This window comes from Hydrogenobacter subterraneus (assembly GCF_055390195.1).
The window spans coordinates 116305-133479 of sequence record NZ_AP042473.1; the positions used below are offsets into that span (position 1 = coordinate 116305).

A 17175-nucleotide genomic window follows, 5' to 3' on the forward strand; every position below is an offset into this window, starting at 1 on the left:
ATATACGGTATTTCAACAACAACCAGCCACACAACAATAAGCTACACCTCAGCCCCACCCAATGTAAACCCGTGCCCTTTTATACATACACCATAGGAACCCTATTACAGTTCACCCTTGCCTATTCCATGGCTGGTGCTAAATTACTTATCTAATATGGTATAAGCTTGGTGTTTATGTTTGCAGTATATTTTGTTATTTTAACGCATGTCTGTGTCAATTGGATTTTTAAAGGAACTTCTATAACATATTGACAAATCATTTAATAGTTATAACTTATAAACACTCAATTACCTTTCAGGAGGCATGGCATGTACTATGTGGCGGAGGTCATAAACGAGGAATGCACCAAGTATAATTGTAAGCAGTGTACCCTTTTCTGCCCAGAGCCCAACACCCTCATGTACACAGATGAGGAACATCATGCATACGTTGTCCAAGATAGGTGTAAGGGCTGTGCCTTGTGTGTTTATGTATGCGTGAACCTCTTAAAAAGAAACGCCATACACATGGTAATGCCCGAAGTACATGCAGAAAGATAAAATTTAAGGAGGTAAGGCATGGCAACCTTAGGACCAAGCGGTTTTTCACCTTATCCTGTGGCAGTTTACGAAGGTGTTTTGAACCCGCCACCAGGAAAGGCACTTCTTTTCAATGAAGTGGTTGATGAAGAAATAGCTATGAGAGAGGCCGCAAAGGCTATGCTAATAAGAGAAAACCCCACTATATTCCCAGGACCTCAGGTGCTTTATGCATGGAACGAGGAGGCAAAAGAAAAAGCAAGACTAGTTAAAAAGATGGCAGAAGTTCTTGATGCAAAGATTATTCCCATGTATGACTACAGGCCCAAGTATCCAAAGATAAACCCAGCTGTTGAAATAAACCCTAACCATCCAAACCTAACCATTTGGCATAACAACATAAAAGCCTGTATATTCATAGGAGTTCATTGCCACTATGCCAATGTAGCCCTCAAGATAATAAGGGCAGAAACGGATTGCTTTACCATAGCTATGTGTGGTATGGACGGGCATGAAGATGCCATGATAACCTTGAGAGACCAGCATTTAGAAGAGCTTGAAAGGTTTATAAAAATAGCCCAAGAGGTAAAGAAAGAGCTGGGGAAATGAAGGCTACACTCTTTACTTACCAAGACTACCTGAACCTTGAAGAAGACAAAAGGTATGAGGTTTTGGAAGGGGAGCTTATAGAAATGCCCGCACCTAGTACTGTACATCAAAAAATCATTTGGAAGCTTTCCCGCTTTTTTATGGTTTATCAAGAGGAAAAAGGCCCTGGAGATTTTTATCTCTCTCCCGTGGATGTTATCCTTGCTGAGGATGTGGTGGTCCAGCCAGATATAGTTTTCATATCAAAGGATAGGCTTGATATAGTCAAAGATAAAGGCATATTTGGAGCTCCAGACCTTGTGGTGGAAGTGGTATCTCCAAGCACCTTTAAAAAGGATACAGAAGACAAAAGAAGGATATACGCCCAGTTTGGCATTAAAGAGTTTTGGCTTGTCTTTCCAGAGGAAAGGGGCATTGAGGTCTTGGAGTTAAAAAATGGTGTGTATGAGGTTGTTTCCTACGCCTTTGAAAAGGGCAAGGTATGTTCTAAGATTTTGGAAGGTCTTTGCATAGAGCTTGAGGAGGTTTTCCTATGACTTTTCTCAGCTTGTTTTTTATAGTATTTTTCACATCTTATTTAAAAATCCTGCAAGGAGGTAGCTATGCAAACAGTTAAGGAGCAAGGCATAATATACAACAGGGCAGGGCAAAGAGTAGTTTCGCCAGATTATCTGCTTTTTGAAGCACCAAGGACAAAACACTTTATGACAGGTTCAGAGGCGGTTAAAGAGGCGGTAAAGAGGGCCTCTGTGGACGCATCCGTTTCATACCCAATTACTCCACAGTCAGAAGCTGCACACCTTATAGGCGAGTTATGGGTTGAAGGTTATGTAGGCGTTTACTTTAGAGGCGAGTCGGAGTTTGGTGTTATGTCCGAAGTGGCAGGCTGTGCCTTGGCTGGCGCAAGGACCATAACAACCACCTCTGGACCTGGTACCCTAAGAGCCTTTGAAAACTTTCCCATGTGGGCCGGTACAAGAATACCAGTTCAGCTGGTCCTTATGGCAAGAGGTGTAAATGCTCCCCTTTCTATACAGCCAGATAACCTTGAGGTAGGCTTTCTCCTTGATACAGGTTGTATGATATGGTATGCGGAAAACGCTCAAGACCTCTTTGACATGATACTGGCAGGCTTTGTAGTGGCAGAACAGCCTTCCGTGCATGTGCCAATTATAACAGTCGTTGACGGCTTCTTTGTATCTCACACAAGGGAAGCCATAATGCTTCCTCCAGACGATATAGCTCTCCCACCATACAATCCTTACAGGGCTCCCATGCCAGTTATAGATGCGGAAGTACCACCGGGAAGGTTTTTAAGAGACCCCTTTGTAATGAAGTCTAACTATATATCCTACGCCACTCATGCCAGCTGGCAATGGGAGGTAAGGGCTGCCATTGAAAGGTCAAGGCCTTTTGCGAAACACTACTTGAGAGGCCTCACGGAGGAGTTTGGGGACCCAGAGGCAGACATCGTATTTGTGGCATGCGGTACTGCGGCAGCGCAGTCAAAGGAGGCGGTAAGGCTTCTTGAGGATGAAGGAGTAAAGGCAAGGGTGGTTAAACTAAAGACCATAAGGCCCTTCCCCATAGAAGAACTAAGGCAGGCCGTAAAGGGTGCCAAGTATATATTCGTTCCAGAGTTTAACGTGGTTGGCTGGCTTGAGAGAGAGGTAAGAAGGTATCTCTACGGGCATTCTGATGCGGAGATAATAGGTTCTCCAAGGGTTGCAGGTGGTATGACCATGCCAGCGGAAGTGATAGTAAAAGAAGTTCTCAAACTAACTGGAAAGGAGGTAAAACATGTCATATAAGATTTACGAAATAAACGAGGAATTTTTGGATGTGATGCCCCAAGAAATTAAGGACCTCCAGTTTAAGGCCACATGGGGCAATCCCAAAAGGGGAGTTATGGACCTCCCTTACTCCAAGGAGCTCATAGAAGAGCACTCACTTTGTGCGGGATGTCCAGAATCTATGGCTTTGAGGTATATTCTTGCCTCTTTGCCAAATCCAGAGGACACCATAATAGTAAACTCTACGGGATGTACCTCTTTGGTCTTTCCTCACATAGCCCTTCACACAGTTCACTCCCTCTTTGGAAACCAGAATGCGGTAGCCTCTGGCATAAAAAGGGTCCTTGAGTGGAGATTTCCGGACAAGGTAAAGGATGTGGTGGTGCTTGCAGGAGACGGTGCCATCGTTGATATAGGTTTGGATTGCACCCTTCAATCCTTCTTTAGGCAAGAAAAGATTACAACCATCTGCTTTGACAACGAGGTCTATGCCAACACGGGCGGTCAGGAAAGTGGTATGACCGTAAAGGGCCACGTTTTTAAGATGGCTCCAAAAGGTAAACAATGGGACAAAGTTCCCATGTGGCAACTTGCCATAGACTCTGGCTGCCACTATGTGGCAAGGCTGACTGTGTCTTCTCCCAAAAGGGTAGAAACGGTAATAAAGAAGGCCATATATGTGGCAAGAGAGGTGGGACCAACCTACGTGCATCTTTATACTCCTTGCATACTTGAAATAGGCCTTAACTCCGATGATGGCCTTGATGAGATGAGGCAGAGGGATAAGGAAAGGTTTGCCTTCTTTGAGTATATGACGGATGCAGCAAAGGAGGTCATTGAGCGCAAAAAAGAGGAGGGCTTACTATGATAAGAAAAAGGGTCAATATACGTATGCCAGCCCTTGGTGGGCAGGGTGCAGTCACTGCGGCCCATATAATAGCCACTGCGGCGGACTACGAGGGTTATTACGCCGTTTCTAACCCTTTCTTTGGAGCAGAGAAGAGGATGGCACCAGCGGAAAGCTACGCCCGTATAGGTGTAGAACCCATATACGACAGGGGTGAAGTGGTCTATCCGGATGTGATCATGGTCTTCCACCCACAGGTTATCACCATGGGCAAGTCCTACACCATGCCTTTCTACTCCGGCATAAAGAGAAAGGGCCTTATTATCATAAACACGGAAGAGGACCTTCTTACAGAGGAAGACAAGGAAAGGCTTGAAGAGCTTGAGGTTAAAGTCTTTAATTTCCCAGCTACCAAGTTCGCCATAGACATTGCAGGCACAGAGCTTTCTACCAACATGGCGATGATAGGAGCCCTCTTTGGTTGTATAGGTGCGGTGGGTATAGAAGCTATAGAAGAGGGTATAAAGTCAAGGTTTTTAAAGAAGTTTGTGGCCTCTGGTGGAACGGCCTCTCTGGACTCCGCTTTGGAAAGGAAGTTTAAGAAAAAGCTTGAGCTTATAGAAAAGAACCTCAACACGGCAAAGGCTGCCTATGAGCTTGCTCAAAAATGGGCACAGGAACAAGGCTTAGAACCCTTCTTACCACCACCTCCTAAGAAAGTGGCGGTTTAATCGGGGCTTTTGCCCCTTTTAAAATTCTTTTTTTAAATCTTAAGCTTTTTTAGCAAGGTGGTAAATATATCCAGGGCAATATGAAAGATTTCAGATATGACCACACCAAGAGCAAAATAAAAAGTCTCTTCTCTTTTTGCTAAGTAAGATAAAAGGTCAAAAGGGTCAAAGGTCAAAAGAAGGTCTTTTATATAAGGCATGTACTTAGAGGATAGGCCTAAAAGCACAAAGTATAAGAATATAAAAACCACCGCTAAGTAGCTAAACCTAAGCAATGTACCCAAAACTGGAATATGAGAAGAACCTCTATGTTTTGAAAAGGATTGATAGGGCTTCCATATAAGCCTTAGTTTTTTCCATCTTTTTGAGGGTTTGGATTGTGGGAGGTCCAGGTCTGGCGATAAAAGGAAGGTGCCAAAGATATAACCAAGGGTAAAGGGAATATAAAACTCTTTTGGTGTATAGTATAGGCATAAGGGCAAAGCCAAGAGGTTGATATAATCGTGGCTTTTTCCAAGAGCCATTTACTCCTCCACATCTACTAACAGAAGTGTTTTTGACCTTCTTCTGTCCAACTGATAGACAACTCTCCTTGGTTTGTTCTCCATTGTCAAAAGCTTGTTATTAAGCGCAGTGTCCCAAGAAAGGAAATAAAAATCTCCAGCCTTCAATCGCATCCTATCCCTATCGCTTAGTATGTTTAAGTTTAATGGTTCAGACAAGAAGTATGGTTCCGGAAAACCTTCACCAAAAGGTTCAAGCTCTGCCAAAGTTTGGTAGATTTCCTGCCCAATCTTTCCTAAAGGCAGCTCCATATCTATATAAACTTTTCCTTCGCTTATAGGCATCTCTACAAAAACTGCTTTTGCTTCTTTTTCAAAGTCTTGAATTTTATCTGTCTTTATAGTAAAACCTGCTGCGCTTGAATGCCCTCCCCATTTTATAAAGAAGTGGGATAACTTCTTTAAAGGAGTGTATACATCCATGCCATCTATACCTCTAACTGAAGCAGTGGTGTATTCCTTTCCTACGGACAGCACAATAACAGGCTTAGAAAAGGAACTGGCAAGCCTTCCAGCCACTATACCAGCCACACCACCAGCTCCTTCTTCCAGTTTTACAATGATAAGGCTATGTTCTTTTTGATGCTCTGCCTGTTCCAAGGAGACTTCAAAAGCCCACTGGCTTAGTTGCCTTCTTTCTTGGTTGAACCTTTCTATCTTATCTGCTAAATATCTAGCCTTATCTTCCCTTTTTTCAATAAGAACTCTTAAAGAAGGATAGGGAGAGGAAAGCCTTCCAGGAGCGTTTAATCTAGGCGCTAAGGAAAAGGCTATATCCCTTGAGCTTACCTTATCTTTAATGCCTGATCTTTCCATGAGGAACCTTAAACCAGGTGCAGGAAAACCGCCTTTAAGTATATGGTTGAGAAGCCTTATTCCATTAGACACTATTATTCTATTTATAAAGTTCATCGGCATCACATCTGCCACAGTTCCAAGACAGGCAAGATGTAAATATTCCCGCACATCCACCTCAAGCTCCAATTCCTTCCTCAAAAGAGCAGCCACATAAAAAGCCAAGCCAGAAGAAGATATCTCTTTTAATTCACTTACCTTTGGTGAGCTTAGCTTGGGGTTTACTATTAGTGCTGGTGGCAATCTGTCACCTGGGTTGTGATGATCAAGTACTATGGTGGGCATTTTTGCAAGGCTCAATTCTTCTACGGCCGTAGTGCCGTTGTCTATGGTTATAAGGAGGTCTGCATAACCCTTTAATTTGTAAATAAGGTCTGGCGTTAGCCCATATCCCCTCCTTCTAGTAGGAAGTACTGGCAGAACCTTGGCTCCAGCCTTCTTTAAAAGGTCGTAGAGTATGGCAGTGCCTGTTATTCCATCCACGTCGTAGTCCCCAAAAAGGGCGATGCTTTTACCTTGCAGGACAAAGGTCTTTATTATTTCTACAGCCTCCTGTATATTTGGTATATCAAAGGGTGGCGCCAGGTTCTTTAGCTTACTATCCAAGCTTTGAACTACCGCATTTCTGTTCGCAAGTATTTGAGCTTTTAAAGGGCCAAAGGCCCTTACAAGGTCCTCATTGGGCTTTACAACTTCACTCAATAAGACCCATTCCTTACCAGAAAGTCCTCTCATACTCTTTTCAAAGCTAAAAACTCTTCACACCACTTGGAAATGCTCCCTGCACCCATAAATAGGACCACCTTATCTTCAGAAGCCCTTTCTTCTATTGCTTCAAATAGTTCTTCCTTTGTAGGTAAAAAGACACAGCCCGCTTTTTGAGCAAGGTCGCCAGCCCTCACACCATAGATATTTTCTTCGCCTGCTGGGTATATATCAGTAAGAAGGCATTGGTCCGCTTCCCTTAAGACGCCCACAAAGTCCTCAAAAAGATAATATGTCCTAGAATACCTATGTGGTTGGAATACTAGAAGTATTTTCTTATCTGGATACATTTCTTTAATGGCCTTCAACACAGCCCTTATCTCTGTTGGATGGTGTCCATAATCATCGTAAACGGGAATACTCTTAAAGTAGCCTTTCAGTTCAAGCCTCCTTTCTGCATTCTTAAAGCTTTCAAGGGCCTCCTTTATACTTTTAAAATCTATATTTGCTTCAAGGCAAACACCAATGCAAGCAAGAGCGTTGTATACATTGTGCCTTCCCGGCACGCCAAGATGCACTTCTCCTAAGGACTTTCCCTCATGCCAAACTTCAAAGATATACCTGCCATCCAAGAGCCTAAGGCTTTTTGCAGCTACATTTGTTTCTCTTTCTATGCCATAACCTATAACCCTCCTGTGGGTCCTTTGGGCAATCTCTCTACAGCTTGGGTCATCCATGTTTAGGACCACAAAGCCATAAAAGGGGACTGCGTTGGCAAACTTCAAAAAGGCTTCCTTTATGTCCTCAAGGTCCCTATAAAAGCCTATGTGTTCTTTATCTATGTTGGTTATGACGGCCACCGTGGGCAAAAGCTTTAGAAAGCTGCCATCGCTCTCATCTGCCTCAGAGATAATTAGCTTATCTTTGCCCAGCTTGGCGTTGGAGCCAAGGCTTTGAAGCACACCGCCTATAAGAACGGTAGGGTCATAACCAGCCCAATGGAACACATGGGCTATCATAGAAGTGGTGGTTGTCTTCCCATGGGACCCGCATACGGCTATGCCCTCACCAAGCCTAAAAAGTTCTGCAAGCATCTCTCCCCTCGGTATTACAGGTATGCCAAGCTCCTTTGCCTTTTTTACCTCTGGGTTATCCTCCGAGACGGCGGAAGAATAGACCAAAACCTGCGCACCCATCACGTTCTCTTCCTTATGCCCTATAAAGACCTTTGCACCTTTTTTTCTCAAAAGCTCAATGTTTTTGTTTTCTCTTATGTCCGAACCGGAGACCTCATAGCCCATATCAAGGAGTATTTGGGCTATACCGCTCATGCCTATGCCACCTATACCTACAAAGTGGAAGCTTCTGACCCTTTCCCTGAACATTGGGTATATTATATAACTCTGGTAGTGTCCGTAGCTCAGCTGGACAGAGCGTGGGTCTCCGGAACCCAAGGTCGGGGGTTCAAGTCCCCCCGGACACGTTTATGCCCACACGCCGGGCAACCTGTAGCCGCAGTGGGGACACAAGCCTTCTTTAAGATGGTTCTTTGTCCTGTAGCCTACCCTCTCTATCACCTTTTCTCCACAACTCGGACAGTAGGTAGATTCAAGGTCCTCTTGCCAGTAGTTGCCCACATAGACAAAGTTTAGCCCCTCTTCCCTTCCTATCTCATAGGCCCTTTTTATCTTCTCTATGGGTGTGGGCATAAGGTGTGCCATCTTATAGGCGGGGAAGAAGCGGGATATGTGCCATGGTATATCCCTTGATAGGCTTGCTATAAAGCGGGCTATCTCCCTTATTTCCTCCTCAGAGTCGTTATAGCCCGGTATGAGAAGGGTGGTTATCTCTATCCATATGCCTTTTTTGAGGGCATACTCAATAGTTTTTAAAACAGGCCTCAGCCTTGCCCCGCACACCTTTCTGTAAAACTCATCGGAAAAGGACTTTAGGTCTATGTTCATAGCGTCAAGGTATGGAAGGGCTATGTCTATGGCCTCTTCTGTCTCATAACCGCTGGTTACAAAAACATTTCTTATACCCTTCCCCTTTGCAAGCTTCATCACATCAAAGGCAAACTCAAAGAATATGATAGGCTCATTGTAGGTGTAAGAGATGGAGGGTGTTTTGTAAAGCTGGGCCAGTCTTACAAGCTCCTGAGGGCTTATAGGCTCTCCAAAGACTTTATAGTTATTATTCTGAGGATATTGGGAGATCTCCCAGTTTTGACAAAACTGGCAGGAGAAGTTGCAACCCACCGTGCCAATAGAGAGACTATAGGTGCCAGGAAGGAAGTGATAGAGGGGCTTTTTCTCTATGGGGTCTATGTTTATGGCGGAAACAAGGCCATATACGGTAAGGTAAAGCTTTCCTCCCCTGTTTACCCTCACACCACACTTCCCATACTCACCCTCACCCAAAACACACCTCTGACTGCAGGCCTTACATAGGACCTTTTCCTCCTTTTCTTCGCTTAGCCAAGCCAAGGCTTCCATAGGGTTAAATTTATAGCTATGAGGGTAAGAAAACCAGCAGTGGCAGGCTACTTTTATCCTTCTGATAGAAAAAGGCTTGAGGAGTATGTGGACAGGCTGATTGGGGAAAAGGTAGAGGTAGAGGGAAGCCTTAGGGGCCTTATTGTGCCTCATGCGGGCTATGAGTGTTCTGGGATTGTGGCGGGCAAGGTCTATGCCCTTTTGAAAAACAGGAGTTATAAAAGGGTAGTCCTTGTGGGACCTTCTCACTTTGTGGATTTTAACGGCTATTCCTTTGGAAGCTTTCATGCCTTTGAAACTCCCCTTGGAAGGGTAGAAGTGGACCATCTTGCCTTAAAGGACTTTCCAGAAGAAGCCTTTTGGGACATGCCACACCTGTATGAACACTCCCTTGAGGTCCAGCTTCCCTTCCTTCAGAGGTCGCTAAGGGACTTTTTGCTTGTGCCTGTGGTCTACGGCAGGGTTGAAGCAAAAAAGTTAAAGGAACTTTTGGACACCCTCTGTGATGAGAACACCCTCTTTGTCATAAGCTCAGACCTTAGCCACTACTACGCCGATGAGACTGCAAGAAGGATAGATGCCTATTGCCACAGGTGGATCCTTGAAGGAAAGGAGGAGCTTAAAAAAGGATGTGAAGCCTGTGGAAAGACAGGAATTGAAGGTGCCTTACTTTATGCTAAGGAAAAGGGCCTAAAGGCCAAACTTGTAGACTATAAGACCTCTGCGGAAACATGCGGGGATGATAGAAGGGTAGTAGGTTATGGTGGCTATGTTTTTACTTCATAATGTAATAAAGCATAAGAGGATAGTCCAATCCAAAGCCCTGAAGGTCTTCCTCCATAAGCCTTCTTAAGAGGCCTCTTCTTTCCTCCATGTAAAAGACCCTTGCCTTTGGCACGCCCGCCAGCTGTTTTGCCCTGTTTATAGCATCCTGAAGATTTCCAAGCTCATCCACAAGGCCAAGGTCTTTTGCCACCCTTCCCGTAAAGACCCTTCCATCCGCTATCTCTCTTAACTTTTCATCCGATATCTTTTTAGACCTGTACTTTAATATAGCTTGAAGGAACTGGTTGTAGGCATCTTCAATGGTCTTTTGAAGATAGACCTTCTCCTCTTCAGATAGTTCTCTAAAGGGTGATAGGGTATCTTTGAACTTACCCGTTTTTATGGCCGTGGTTCTTATGCCTAGCCTTTCAAGGAGTGCCTTTAGCTCTGTGTGCTGGACTATGACGCCTATGCTTCCCGTAATGGTGCCAGGGTTGGCAAAGATAACATCCGCGGGCGCCGATATGTAATAACCCCCAGAGGCGCACACATTACCCATAGAAACCACAAGGGGCTTTCCAGAAGTTTTAAAGTCCTCAAGGGCCCTGTATATCTCCTGAGAGGCACCTACCGACCCACCAGGGCTATCTATCCTAAGCACCAAGGCCTTAACGCTTTCATCCTCTTTTGCCTTTTGAATCTTCTCCACTATCTTATCCGGCTCTATTATGGCACCCTTTACCTTTATGACTGCTACCCGTTCTCCAACTGGAAGCCTTGACAAAACCGAACTCAAAAAGCCAAGCACCATTAATATTATTACAAAGATAAAAAGTCTTTTAAGCCACTTTTTCATGCCTCTTCTCTCTTAGTAGCCACAGTGCAAGAACTACAGAGAAGATTATCATACCAAGGGCTACAAGCTGGTTCCATGTTAGGCCTATGCCGGGAATGGGAGGTGTAACACCTCTGAAAAACTCAAGGAAAAACCTAAGTGAGCCATACAAAAGGGTATAAAAGGCAAATACAAAGCCGTCAAAGGGCTTTTTCCTGTAGGCCAATAGGAGAAGTATAAAGATCAAAAGCAGGCCTATAAACTCCATAAGCTGGGTAGGGTATAGGGGCATGTAAGGTGGTGCTACCGCACCGGGTGGAAAGACCACATAGAAGAAGGGAAATTTGTCTGTAAAGTGAATGCCCGGCAAGGTAGAGCCATCCACAGGAAAGGGCTTCCCATAGCAACAGCCTGCAGAGGTGCAACCGAGCCTTCCTATGGCGTGGGCTATGCTCAATGCGACCACTGCCATGTCCGCCGTTTTCCAAAAGGGTAGTCTGTATTTTAATATGCCTATGAGAGCGCCTAATATGCCACCAAAAAGGCCACCAAAAAAGTCCATACCACCGTTCCATATACTAAGCACGTCCATAAGGCCTTCTATCTGTTCCGGATGCTCTATCACATAAGATAGCCTTCCACCCACTATGCCAAGCAGTAGAGCAAAGAGGAGTGTGTTCTCCACATGGTTTGGGTTTAGGCCTTCCCTTTTGGCAAGCCTAAGAAGGAGCCAGTAGGCTATTAGGACACCAAGGGCCACAAGCACGCCATAGGTGTATATCTTTATGCCGAATATTTCAATAAGTATGGGATACATGGCTAAAATTTTAAACTATCCACCGTAAGAAGAAGGCTAAAGCTTTCTCCCTCTACCTTTATGGCCTTGGCATAGCCTTCCCTTGACCAATCAAGGTAATTGAGCTTTAAGGTTCTGTTTTTCTTTGTATCGTAGAATTCCACAAGGCTTAACTTCCCATCCTTGAATATATACTTTGTCTTATACACACCATCATCCCTTTCAAAGGCAACGCCGGAAAGCCCACAGCTAAGCTTTTCATCACCTCTTATTACTTTGCCGAAGATAAGGCCATCTGGGTTTATCGGAAGGTCAAAGCACACACCACTCAAACACAGATTGTTTAGGCTAAACTCCAAAACTCTACCTTCCCCACTTATGGTAAACTTACCCTCCGTCTTTTGAACTTGCACCGGTATGCGCAAAAAGCCTTGTCTTAGAGAAAGGCTGGCTTGGTAAGAAGAGGGAGCGGACTGTTCTAAATAGGATTTCTTTATACTTTCTCCCTCGGGACATACAGTAGGAGCGCAGGCGGACAAAAAGAAGAGAACTAACCCACCAAAGGCTATTTTTCTAACCATGCTTCAATTATAAACTTACTGAAGCATATAGTCAAAGTTTACCTTCCAAGTTTTTCCACTGTCATCCTTTATGTAAAGGTTGATAGAATACAGACCACTTTCACCCATCTGGAACCATCCCCCAAAGTTATCACCGTACTGGTGAGGATACTTGTGAAGCTCTCTTCTTTGAGCCCTCAATATGGGAGACCTTACCTCCGCCTCTACCTTATAGTTTGACAGGTAAACTATCTTATCTCCTTCCTTCTTCCATATGGCTACGGCAAGATGGTGAGTGTCATACCTTTGAGGTGTTCCGTTGTGCTTTTCCAATAGTGCATAGGCTCTTGGAAAGCTCTTTTTTAACTCTTCAATGCTAACAATTCCAATGCTCACGTTAAAATCCTTTAGCTTTTTGGTAAGTGGTGTTTTGATAAGCACGCTGTCCTCTTGGGCAAGAGAAAGGCTGACAAGGGCAAAAAGATAAACAAGAAATCTAACCATTTCCCACCTCCTTAGACTCCTTAGAGTAAATCTTAAATTGGTTTATTAAAAGAAGCAATTAGACTTAATTTGGGAGTAAATAAGTGTATCTTATATTCCTATGCGTATAAACGTCCTACCTGAGGAGATAAAAAATCAAATCATCTCAGGAGAGATCATAGAAGGCCCTGCGGAATGTGTAAAAGAATTGATGGAGAATTCCCTTGATGCAAAAGCTACCAAGGTGGATGTGGAGATAGTAAAAGGAGGAAAGAGGTTTATAGGTGTAAGGGACAACGGTATTGGGATCCCTTCAGAGGACATTAAGAAAGCCATATTGAGCGGTGCTACAAGTAAGATTAGATCTTTAGAAGACTTACAAAGTATAAACACCTATGGATATAGGGGTGAGGCGCTTCATGCCATTTCGTTGGTCAGTAGGTTTATATTGAGGTCCAGATTTTATCAAGAAGGAGTGGGGAGAGAGATAAGGGTGGAGGGTGGTAAGGTAGTGGCAGAAAGAGAAGTAGGTATGCCTGTGGGAACGCATGCTGAGGTTTACGATATCTTTTATAATCTACCACTAAGAAGGGTCTTTTTGAAAAAGGAAGATGTGGAGAGAAAAAGAATCTATAGCATTTTTAAGGCCCTTGCCTTGGCCAACCCCTCTGTAGCCTTTAGACTTGAAGCAGAAGGCAAAGAAGTATTTAACTTTAAAGCTGTGGATCATATAAAGGATAGGGTGGAGGATATTTTTGAAGAAAGGTTTGAACACCTAATGGGAGAAGAGGGCCCCTTTAAAGTTGACCTGTTTTTGTCAGATAGAGCAAGGGGCCTTTTCCTCTTCATAAACAATAGGCCAGTCAATAACAAGAGCCTTATGGAATACATTAAGCGGTCCACTGGAAGGTGGGGAGCCTGTGTATGTTATATTCAAACCCCTCCTTATCTTCTTGATGTTAATATTCACCCGAAAAAGACGGAAGTAAAAATACTACGGGAAGGTAGATTAAAGGAACTTATAGGAAGGACTCTTCCGAATAGAAACTGGACTGGCATAAGCCTTAAACAAAGCACCAAGGGCTATGCTTTGGAACCAGAGTTTATTGGTATAATAGATAACACGCTGATTGTGGTAAAGTACGGTGATTACATTTACTTTTTTGACCAACACCTTCTGGCAGAAAGATACAATTATGAGGTTAGAGGCCTAACTGCCCAAGAAGCCTGCAAAGCATCCATAAGAGCAGGGGACAAAATTGATGAAAAAACAGCCAAGTATTTGATTGAAAACTGGCTTAAATTTGAAAACAAGGAAGTATGCCCCCATGGAAGACCCCTGTACCATAGAATATATATTGGCGACCTTTACAAAAAGCTTGGAAGGGAATACTAATGCTTGCAAAGAGGATAATACCTTGCCTTGACGTGGATAGAGGAAGGGTTGTAAAGGGTGTAAGGTTTTTAAACTTGGTGGATGCAGGAGACCCTGTAGAGGTGGCAAAGGTTTACGAAGAACAAGGAGCAGACGAACTTGTCTTTCTTGACATTACGGCCTCTGCCGAGGGAAGGAAGATCACCCTTGAGGTGGTAAGACGTGTAGCGGAAGAGGTCTTTATGCCTTTTACCGTAGGCGGGGGAATATCAAGCCTTGAGGATATGAGAAAGCTACTTGAGGCTGGTGCGGATAAGATATCTATAAACACCTCCGCCGTTAAGAACCCAGAGCTTATATACGAAGGTGCCAAAAGGTTTGGTTCTCAATGCATAGTGGTGGCCATAGATGCAAAAAGAAAAGGAGATTCATGGGAGGTATACATTCATGGTGGAAGGACTCCTACTGGCCTTGATGCCATAGAATGGGCAAAAAAAGCAGAAAGCCTTGGAGCTGGTGAAATACTTCTTACCTCTATGAATAAGGACGGGACAAAATCTGGTTATGATTTAGAGCTAACAAGGGCTATAGCAGAAGCTGTTAGAATTCCCGTTATAGCCTCTGGGGGAGCTGGGAGCATGGAACACTTTTACGAAGCCTTTACCTTTGGAAAGGCTGACGCTTGCCTTGCCGCATCACTCTTTCACTTTAGGGAGATAGAGATCCCAGCTTTAAAAGCCTATCTATATTCAAGGGGTATTACGGTAAGGATGTAAGTTTAAAATATTTAGTTAAATGAGACTGCTAATACTTGCCTCTGAGTCCAAAAGAAGAGTTCAAATACTTAGCATGCTTGGCTTTAAGTTCCTTGTTATACCTTCCTATGTGGAAGAAAGGCATGAGGGTAATCCACTTCTCACTGCCAGAAGGCTTGCCTTCAAAAAGGCCTTCACCGTTTGGAAGGATTATAAGTTTGCCACCGTTCTTGGTGCAGACACCATAGTGGTCCTTGGTAAAAGAGTTCTTGGAAAGCCAAAGGACAGGGAGGAAGCCAAGGAAATGCTAAGAAGCCTCTCTGGAAGGTGGCACAAGGTCATAACGGGTGTGTGCGTCATATTTCCCAAGGGTAAGATAAGCTTTCATGATATAGCATGGGTAAAGTTTAGAAAAATGGATGAAAAGGAAATAGAAGAGTATGTTAGCAGTGAAGAGCCTATGGACAAGGCGGGGGCCTATGCGGTGCAAGGCATGGGAGCAAGGTTTATAGAAAAGATAATAGGAGACTTTTACACTGTTATGGGCCTTCCAGCCTCCAAGACTTATAGGGTATTAAAGGATGTTCTGGATTAGTTTGCTTTTGGTTTTTATAAGCGGTTGTGCCTCTGTGATGAGCCAAGAAGACAACAAAGTGGATGTGGGTGGTGGCTTGCAGATACAGATAAAGCATAGAAACTATTGAGCCATGGCTTGCGAAAGGCTAAAGGAGGTGGAAGAGAGGATAAGGCTTGCCTGTGAGCGTGCAGGAAGGAAAAGGGAAGAGGTTTTACTTTTGGGGGCATCAAAGGGCGTCCCTCCAGAAAGGCTAAGGGAATTTTTTAACTGTGGCATTTCTACCTTTGGTGAAAACAGGGTTCAGGAGTTTTTGAAAAAGTGGGAAAGCCTAAGGGACCTGTCTATAGATTGGCACTTTATAGGAAGGCTACAGAGCAACAAGGTAAAGTACATAATAGACAAGGTGAGCCTTATACACTCCTTGGACAGAGATAGCCTTTTGGAGGAGATTGAAAAGAGGGCAAAGGCTATAGGAAAGGTGCAGGAAGTGCTTATAGAGGTGAATGTGGGAGGGGAAGAGACAAAGGGGGGCGTGGAGCCAAAAGAGCTAAAGGCCTTTTTTGAAAGGTGCCTGAAGGCGGAAAATATAAAGGTGCTTGGCCTTATGTGCATACCACCCTACAGAGAGGACCCACAGGAGGTAAGGCCATACTTCTCTCTTTTGAGAAGGCTAAAGGAGGAGCTTGAAAGGGAGTTTGGAGTTTCTTTGCCACACCTTTCCATGGGCATGTCCCATGACTTTGAGGTTGCCATAGAGGAGGGAGCCACCATAGTTAGGATAGGAACCTTACTCTTTGGAGAGAGGCCTTAAATATACCTCCCTTATGGGAAAGGGGATTTTTATGCCTTCTTCTTCATACCTTCTTTTCAATCTTTTTATAAACTCATGCCTGAGTACATGCTGGCTTGGAACATCCTTTGCCCTTAGGATCACGTTAAAGTTTATGGAAAAGTCGCCGAAGGCCGTATACCTTATGAAGGGTTCAAAGTCCGACACGGCTCCCTCCACCTCTCTTTGCACCTCCTTGGCCACCTCTATGGTTATCCTTTCTACCTTTTCAAGGTCGCTGTCGTAAGAGACGCCTACGGGGACGATCACTGCCAGTTCGCTGTCTGGCTTGTGAAAGTTTATAACTATAGAAGAGGAAAGCTTGGAGTTTGGCACAATTATAAGGTTGTTGGATGGCTGTCTTATGACCGTATTCCTCCATGTAATATCCTCAACAAAGCCTTCCTCACCGCCCTCCAGCCTTATGTAGTCTCCCACCTTTATCTGTCCTGAGGCAAGCACATGAAAGCCTGCAAAGAGGTTTTCAAGTGTATCCCTGAGGGCCAAGGCCACAGCCAAGCCTCCCACACCAAGGGCCGTAAGTATGGGGGTTATGGCTATACCTATCTTGTCTAAGGCTATTATCACACCTACCAAAAGCACCAAAACCTTAGAAGCCTGCACCACAAGGGAAACGGCCGGCATCTCTTGACGGTAGCGGTTCATATACATTCTTAAAAGGAGGGCCACAAGCCTAGAAGTAAGAAGGGAAAGAGAAAGGATAAAGACCACCCAAAGGGCCTTATCTTTTATGAGCCTAAGGCTTACAGGAAGCTTTAATTCTTCTGAAAGTATGTATAGGACAAAAAGAAAAGACCACAGGGTTGGAACAAACTTGAAGATGTCCCAGTAGAACCTTAGCCTCTTTAGGAAAAGCCTTTCTATAAAGAGGACGAACAAGGGGACAAAGAGGAGGCCTATCAGAGGAAGGTATTGCTTTATCATAAGAGGGAATTATAAGGCAAATGCGCTGGATGAGAAATTAATCAAGCAACGGTGATGCCATTATCCCTTTTTGTTAAAAATAAATGAGACAAGAAATGTAGTGGCGGGTCTTGGGCTCGCCAAATGTTTTATAATC

21 protein-coding genes and 1 tRNA gene are annotated in these 17175 nt (G+C 44.1%); 13 read left to right on the forward strand and 9 right to left on the reverse strand.

Going from position 1 to position 17175, the window contains the following annotated elements; genetic code table 11:
• Positions 1-311: 311 nt before the first annotated feature.
• The 6 genes from ACZ5GB_RS00690 to ACZ5GB_RS00715 all read left to right on the forward strand — a co-directional run bounded on the left by ACZ5GB_RS00690 (position 312) and on the right by ACZ5GB_RS00715 (position 4501).
• The gene (locus tag ACZ5GB_RS00690) at positions 312-542 is read left to right on the forward strand and encodes a 4Fe-4S dicluster domain-containing protein (RefSeq protein ID WP_464327067.1); all 231 of its coding nucleotides are present in this window, start codon (positions 312-314) and stop codon (positions 540-542) included.
• Positions 543-560: 18 nt separating this feature from the next.
• On the forward strand, positions 561-1130 hold the full coding sequence (locus tag ACZ5GB_RS00695; RefSeq protein WP_464327068.1) for a carbon monoxide dehydrogenase beta subunit family protein: 570 nt from the start codon (positions 561-563) through the stop codon (positions 1128-1130).
• A complete protein-coding gene (locus ACZ5GB_RS00700; RefSeq protein ID WP_464327069.1) occupies positions 1127-1666 on the forward strand; it encodes a Uma2 family endonuclease in 540 nt (179 codons plus the stop codon). The genes ACZ5GB_RS00695 and ACZ5GB_RS00700 overlap by 4 nt, the downstream gene beginning before the upstream one ends.
• Positions 1667-1732: 66 nt before the next feature.
• A complete protein-coding gene (locus ACZ5GB_RS00705; protein ID WP_464327070.1) occupies positions 1733-2941 on the forward strand; it encodes a transketolase C-terminal domain-containing protein in 1209 nt (402 codons plus the stop codon).
• Positions 2931-3791 (forward strand): thiamine pyrophosphate-dependent enzyme, encoded by an 861-nt coding sequence (locus ACZ5GB_RS00710; RefSeq protein WP_464327071.1) that lies wholly within the window; start codon positions 2931-2933, stop codon positions 3789-3791. The genes ACZ5GB_RS00705 and ACZ5GB_RS00710 overlap by 11 nt, the downstream gene beginning before the upstream one ends.
• The gene (locus ACZ5GB_RS00715) at positions 3788-4501 is read left to right on the forward strand and encodes a 2-oxoacid:acceptor oxidoreductase family protein (protein ID WP_464327072.1); all 714 of its coding nucleotides are present in this window, start codon (positions 3788-3790) and stop codon (positions 4499-4501) included. Before ACZ5GB_RS00710 ends, ACZ5GB_RS00715 begins: the two co-directional genes overlap by 4 nt.
• A 32-nt stretch (positions 4502-4533) precedes the next feature.
• On the opposite strand, the gene ACZ5GB_RS00720 is transcribed toward ACZ5GB_RS00715, so the two are convergent.
• From ACZ5GB_RS00720 to murC, 3 genes are read right to left on the reverse strand one after another with little or no spacing between them, the layout of a single operon-like run.
• The gene (locus ACZ5GB_RS00720) at positions 4534-5025 is read right to left on the reverse strand and encodes a DUF2227 family putative metal-binding protein (protein ID WP_464327073.1); all 492 of its coding nucleotides are present in this window, start codon (positions 5023-5025) and stop codon (positions 4534-4536) included.
• Complete coding sequence (locus tag ACZ5GB_RS00725) at positions 5026-6654, reverse strand: single-stranded-DNA-specific exonuclease RecJ (protein ID WP_464327074.1); 1629 nt, start codon at positions 6652-6654, stop codon at positions 5026-5028.
• The gene (murC, locus tag ACZ5GB_RS00730; protein WP_464327075.1) at positions 6651-8009 is read right to left on the reverse strand and encodes a UDP-N-acetylmuramate--L-alanine ligase; all 1359 of its coding nucleotides are present in this window, start codon (positions 8007-8009) and stop codon (positions 6651-6653) included. The genes ACZ5GB_RS00725 and murC overlap by 4 nt, the downstream gene beginning before the upstream one ends.
• Positions 8010-8033: 24 nt before the next feature.
• Here murC and ACZ5GB_RS00735 point away from each other — a divergent pair.
• Positions 8034-8107, forward strand: a tRNA-Arg gene (locus tag ACZ5GB_RS00735).
• Position 8108: 1 nt separating this feature from the next.
• Here the strand turns inward: ACZ5GB_RS00735 and amrS are convergent.
• Positions 8109-9119, reverse strand: a complete 1011-nt coding sequence (gene amrS / locus ACZ5GB_RS00740) for an AmmeMemoRadiSam system radical SAM enzyme (RefSeq protein ID WP_464327076.1) — start codon at positions 9117-9119, stop codon at positions 8109-8111.
• 18 nt (positions 9120-9137) lie between these two features.
• Between amrS and amrB the strand changes: the two genes are divergently transcribed.
• Entirely contained in the window at positions 9138-9905 is a 768-nt protein-coding gene (amrB, locus tag ACZ5GB_RS00745) for an AmmeMemoRadiSam system protein B (RefSeq protein WP_464327077.1), read from the forward strand.
• Here the strand turns inward: amrB and sppA are convergent.
• The 4 genes from sppA to ACZ5GB_RS00765 are packed head-to-tail and all read right to left on the reverse strand — an operon-like array spanning position 9895 to position 12579.
• A complete protein-coding gene (sppA, locus tag ACZ5GB_RS00750; protein WP_464327078.1) occupies positions 9895-10740 on the reverse strand; it encodes a signal peptide peptidase SppA in 846 nt (281 codons plus the stop codon). The two genes, amrB and sppA, sit on opposite strands and share 11 nt — an antisense overlap.
• Positions 10724-11536: a prolipoprotein diacylglyceryl transferase gene (gene lgt, locus ACZ5GB_RS00755; RefSeq protein ID WP_464327079.1), complete on the reverse strand. Its 813-nt coding sequence runs from the start codon at positions 11534-11536 to the stop codon at positions 10724-10726. The genes sppA and lgt overlap by 17 nt, the downstream gene beginning before the upstream one ends.
• A 2-nt stretch (positions 11537-11538) precedes the next feature.
• A complete protein-coding gene (locus ACZ5GB_RS00760) occupies positions 11539-12096 on the reverse strand; it encodes a hypothetical protein (RefSeq protein WP_464327080.1) in 558 nt (185 codons plus the stop codon).
• Positions 12097-12111: 15 nt separating this feature from the next.
• Positions 12112-12579: a hypothetical protein gene (locus ACZ5GB_RS00765; RefSeq protein WP_464327081.1), complete on the reverse strand. Its 468-nt coding sequence runs from the start codon at positions 12577-12579 to the stop codon at positions 12112-12114.
• A gap of 100 nt (positions 12580-12679) precedes the next feature.
• Between ACZ5GB_RS00765 and mutL the strand changes: the two genes are divergently transcribed.
• The 5 genes from mutL to ACZ5GB_RS00790 are packed head-to-tail and all read left to right on the forward strand — an operon-like array spanning position 12680 to position 16076.
• Positions 12680-13954, forward strand: a complete 1275-nt coding sequence (mutL, locus tag ACZ5GB_RS00770) for a DNA mismatch repair endonuclease MutL (RefSeq protein ID WP_464327082.1) — start codon at positions 12680-12682, stop codon at positions 13952-13954.
• Complete coding sequence (hisF, locus tag ACZ5GB_RS00775) at positions 13954-14709, forward strand: imidazole glycerol phosphate synthase subunit HisF (RefSeq protein WP_464327083.1); 756 nt, start codon at positions 13954-13956, stop codon at positions 14707-14709. Before mutL ends, hisF begins: the two co-directional genes overlap by 1 nt.
• A 19-nt stretch (positions 14710-14728) precedes the next feature.
• Complete coding sequence (locus ACZ5GB_RS00780) at positions 14729-15283, forward strand: Maf family protein (RefSeq protein WP_464327084.1); 555 nt, start codon at positions 14729-14731, stop codon at positions 15281-15283.
• Positions 15270-15392, forward strand: coding sequence for a hypothetical protein (locus ACZ5GB_RS00785; RefSeq protein WP_464327085.1), 123 nt, complete (start codon positions 15270-15272; stop codon positions 15390-15392). Before ACZ5GB_RS00780 ends, ACZ5GB_RS00785 begins: the two co-directional genes overlap by 14 nt.
• Positions 15393-15395: 3 nt before the next feature.
• Positions 15396-16076 carry a YggS family pyridoxal phosphate-dependent enzyme gene (locus ACZ5GB_RS00790; RefSeq protein ID WP_464327086.1) on the forward strand — a complete coding sequence of 227 codons (681 nt, stop codon included), beginning with the start codon at positions 15396-15398 and terminating at the stop codon, positions 16074-16076.
• Here ACZ5GB_RS00790 and ACZ5GB_RS00795 read toward each other — a convergent pair.
• Complete coding sequence (locus tag ACZ5GB_RS00795) at positions 16053-17039, reverse strand: mechanosensitive ion channel family protein (RefSeq protein ID WP_464327087.1); 987 nt, start codon at positions 17037-17039, stop codon at positions 16053-16055. The genes ACZ5GB_RS00790 and ACZ5GB_RS00795 overlap by 24 nt on opposite strands.
• Positions 17040-17175 lie beyond the last annotated feature (136 nt).

Coding starts and splice junctions, on each gene's coding strand:
- ACZ5GB_RS00690 (WP_464327067.1), top strand. CDS start 312: ATGTACTATGTGGCGGAGGTCATAAACGAGGAATGCACCAAGTATAAT.
- ACZ5GB_RS00695 (WP_464327068.1), top strand. CDS start 561: ATGGCAACCTTAGGACCAAGCGGTTTTTCACCTTATCCTGTGGCAGTT.
- ACZ5GB_RS00700 (WP_464327069.1), top strand. CDS start 1,127: ATGAAGGCTACACTCTTTACTTACCAAGACTACCTGAACCTTGAAGAA.
- ACZ5GB_RS00705 (WP_464327070.1), top strand. CDS start 1,733: ATGCAAACAGTTAAGGAGCAAGGCATAATATACAACAGGGCAGGGCAA.
- ACZ5GB_RS00710 (WP_464327071.1), top strand. CDS start 2,931: ATGTCATATAAGATTTACGAAATAAACGAGGAATTTTTGGATGTGATG.
- ACZ5GB_RS00715 (WP_464327072.1), top strand. CDS start 3,788: ATGATAAGAAAAAGGGTCAATATACGTATGCCAGCCCTTGGTGGGCAG.
- ACZ5GB_RS00720 (WP_464327073.1), bottom strand. CDS start 5,025: ATGGCTCTTGGAAAAAGCCACGATTATATCAACCTCTTGGCTTTGCCC.
- ACZ5GB_RS00725 (WP_464327074.1), bottom strand. CDS start 6,654: ATGAGAGGACTTTCTGGTAAGGAATGGGTCTTATTGAGTGAAGTTGTA.
- murC (WP_464327075.1), bottom strand. CDS start 8,009: ATGTTCAGGGAAAGGGTCAGAAGCTTCCACTTTGTAGGTATAGGTGGC.
- amrS (WP_464327076.1), bottom strand. CDS start 9,119: ATGGAAGCCTTGGCTTGGCTAAGCGAAGAAAAGGAGGAAAAGGTCCTA.
- amrB (WP_464327077.1), top strand. CDS start 9,138: ATGAGGGTAAGAAAACCAGCAGTGGCAGGCTACTTTTATCCTTCTGAT.
- sppA (WP_464327078.1), bottom strand. CDS start 10,740: ATGAAAAAGTGGCTTAAAAGACTTTTTATCTTTGTAATAATATTAATG.
- lgt (WP_464327079.1), bottom strand. CDS start 11,536: ATGTATCCCATACTTATTGAAATATTCGGCATAAAGATATACACCTAT.
- ACZ5GB_RS00760 (WP_464327080.1), bottom strand. CDS start 12,096: ATGGTTAGAAAAATAGCCTTTGGTGGGTTAGTTCTCTTCTTTTTGTCC.
- ACZ5GB_RS00765 (WP_464327081.1), bottom strand. CDS start 12,579: ATGGTTAGATTTCTTGTTTATCTTTTTGCCCTTGTCAGCCTTTCTCTT.
- mutL (WP_464327082.1), top strand. CDS start 12,680: ATGCGTATAAACGTCCTACCTGAGGAGATAAAAAATCAAATCATCTCA.
- hisF (WP_464327083.1), top strand. CDS start 13,954: ATGCTTGCAAAGAGGATAATACCTTGCCTTGACGTGGATAGAGGAAGG.
- ACZ5GB_RS00780 (WP_464327084.1), top strand. CDS start 14,729: ATGAGACTGCTAATACTTGCCTCTGAGTCCAAAAGAAGAGTTCAAATA.
- ACZ5GB_RS00785 (WP_464327085.1), top strand. CDS start 15,270: ATGTTCTGGATTAGTTTGCTTTTGGTTTTTATAAGCGGTTGTGCCTCT.
- ACZ5GB_RS00790 (WP_464327086.1), top strand. CDS start 15,396: ATGGCTTGCGAAAGGCTAAAGGAGGTGGAAGAGAGGATAAGGCTTGCC.
- ACZ5GB_RS00795 (WP_464327087.1), bottom strand. CDS start 17,039: ATGATAAAGCAATACCTTCCTCTGATAGGCCTCCTCTTTGTCCCCTTG.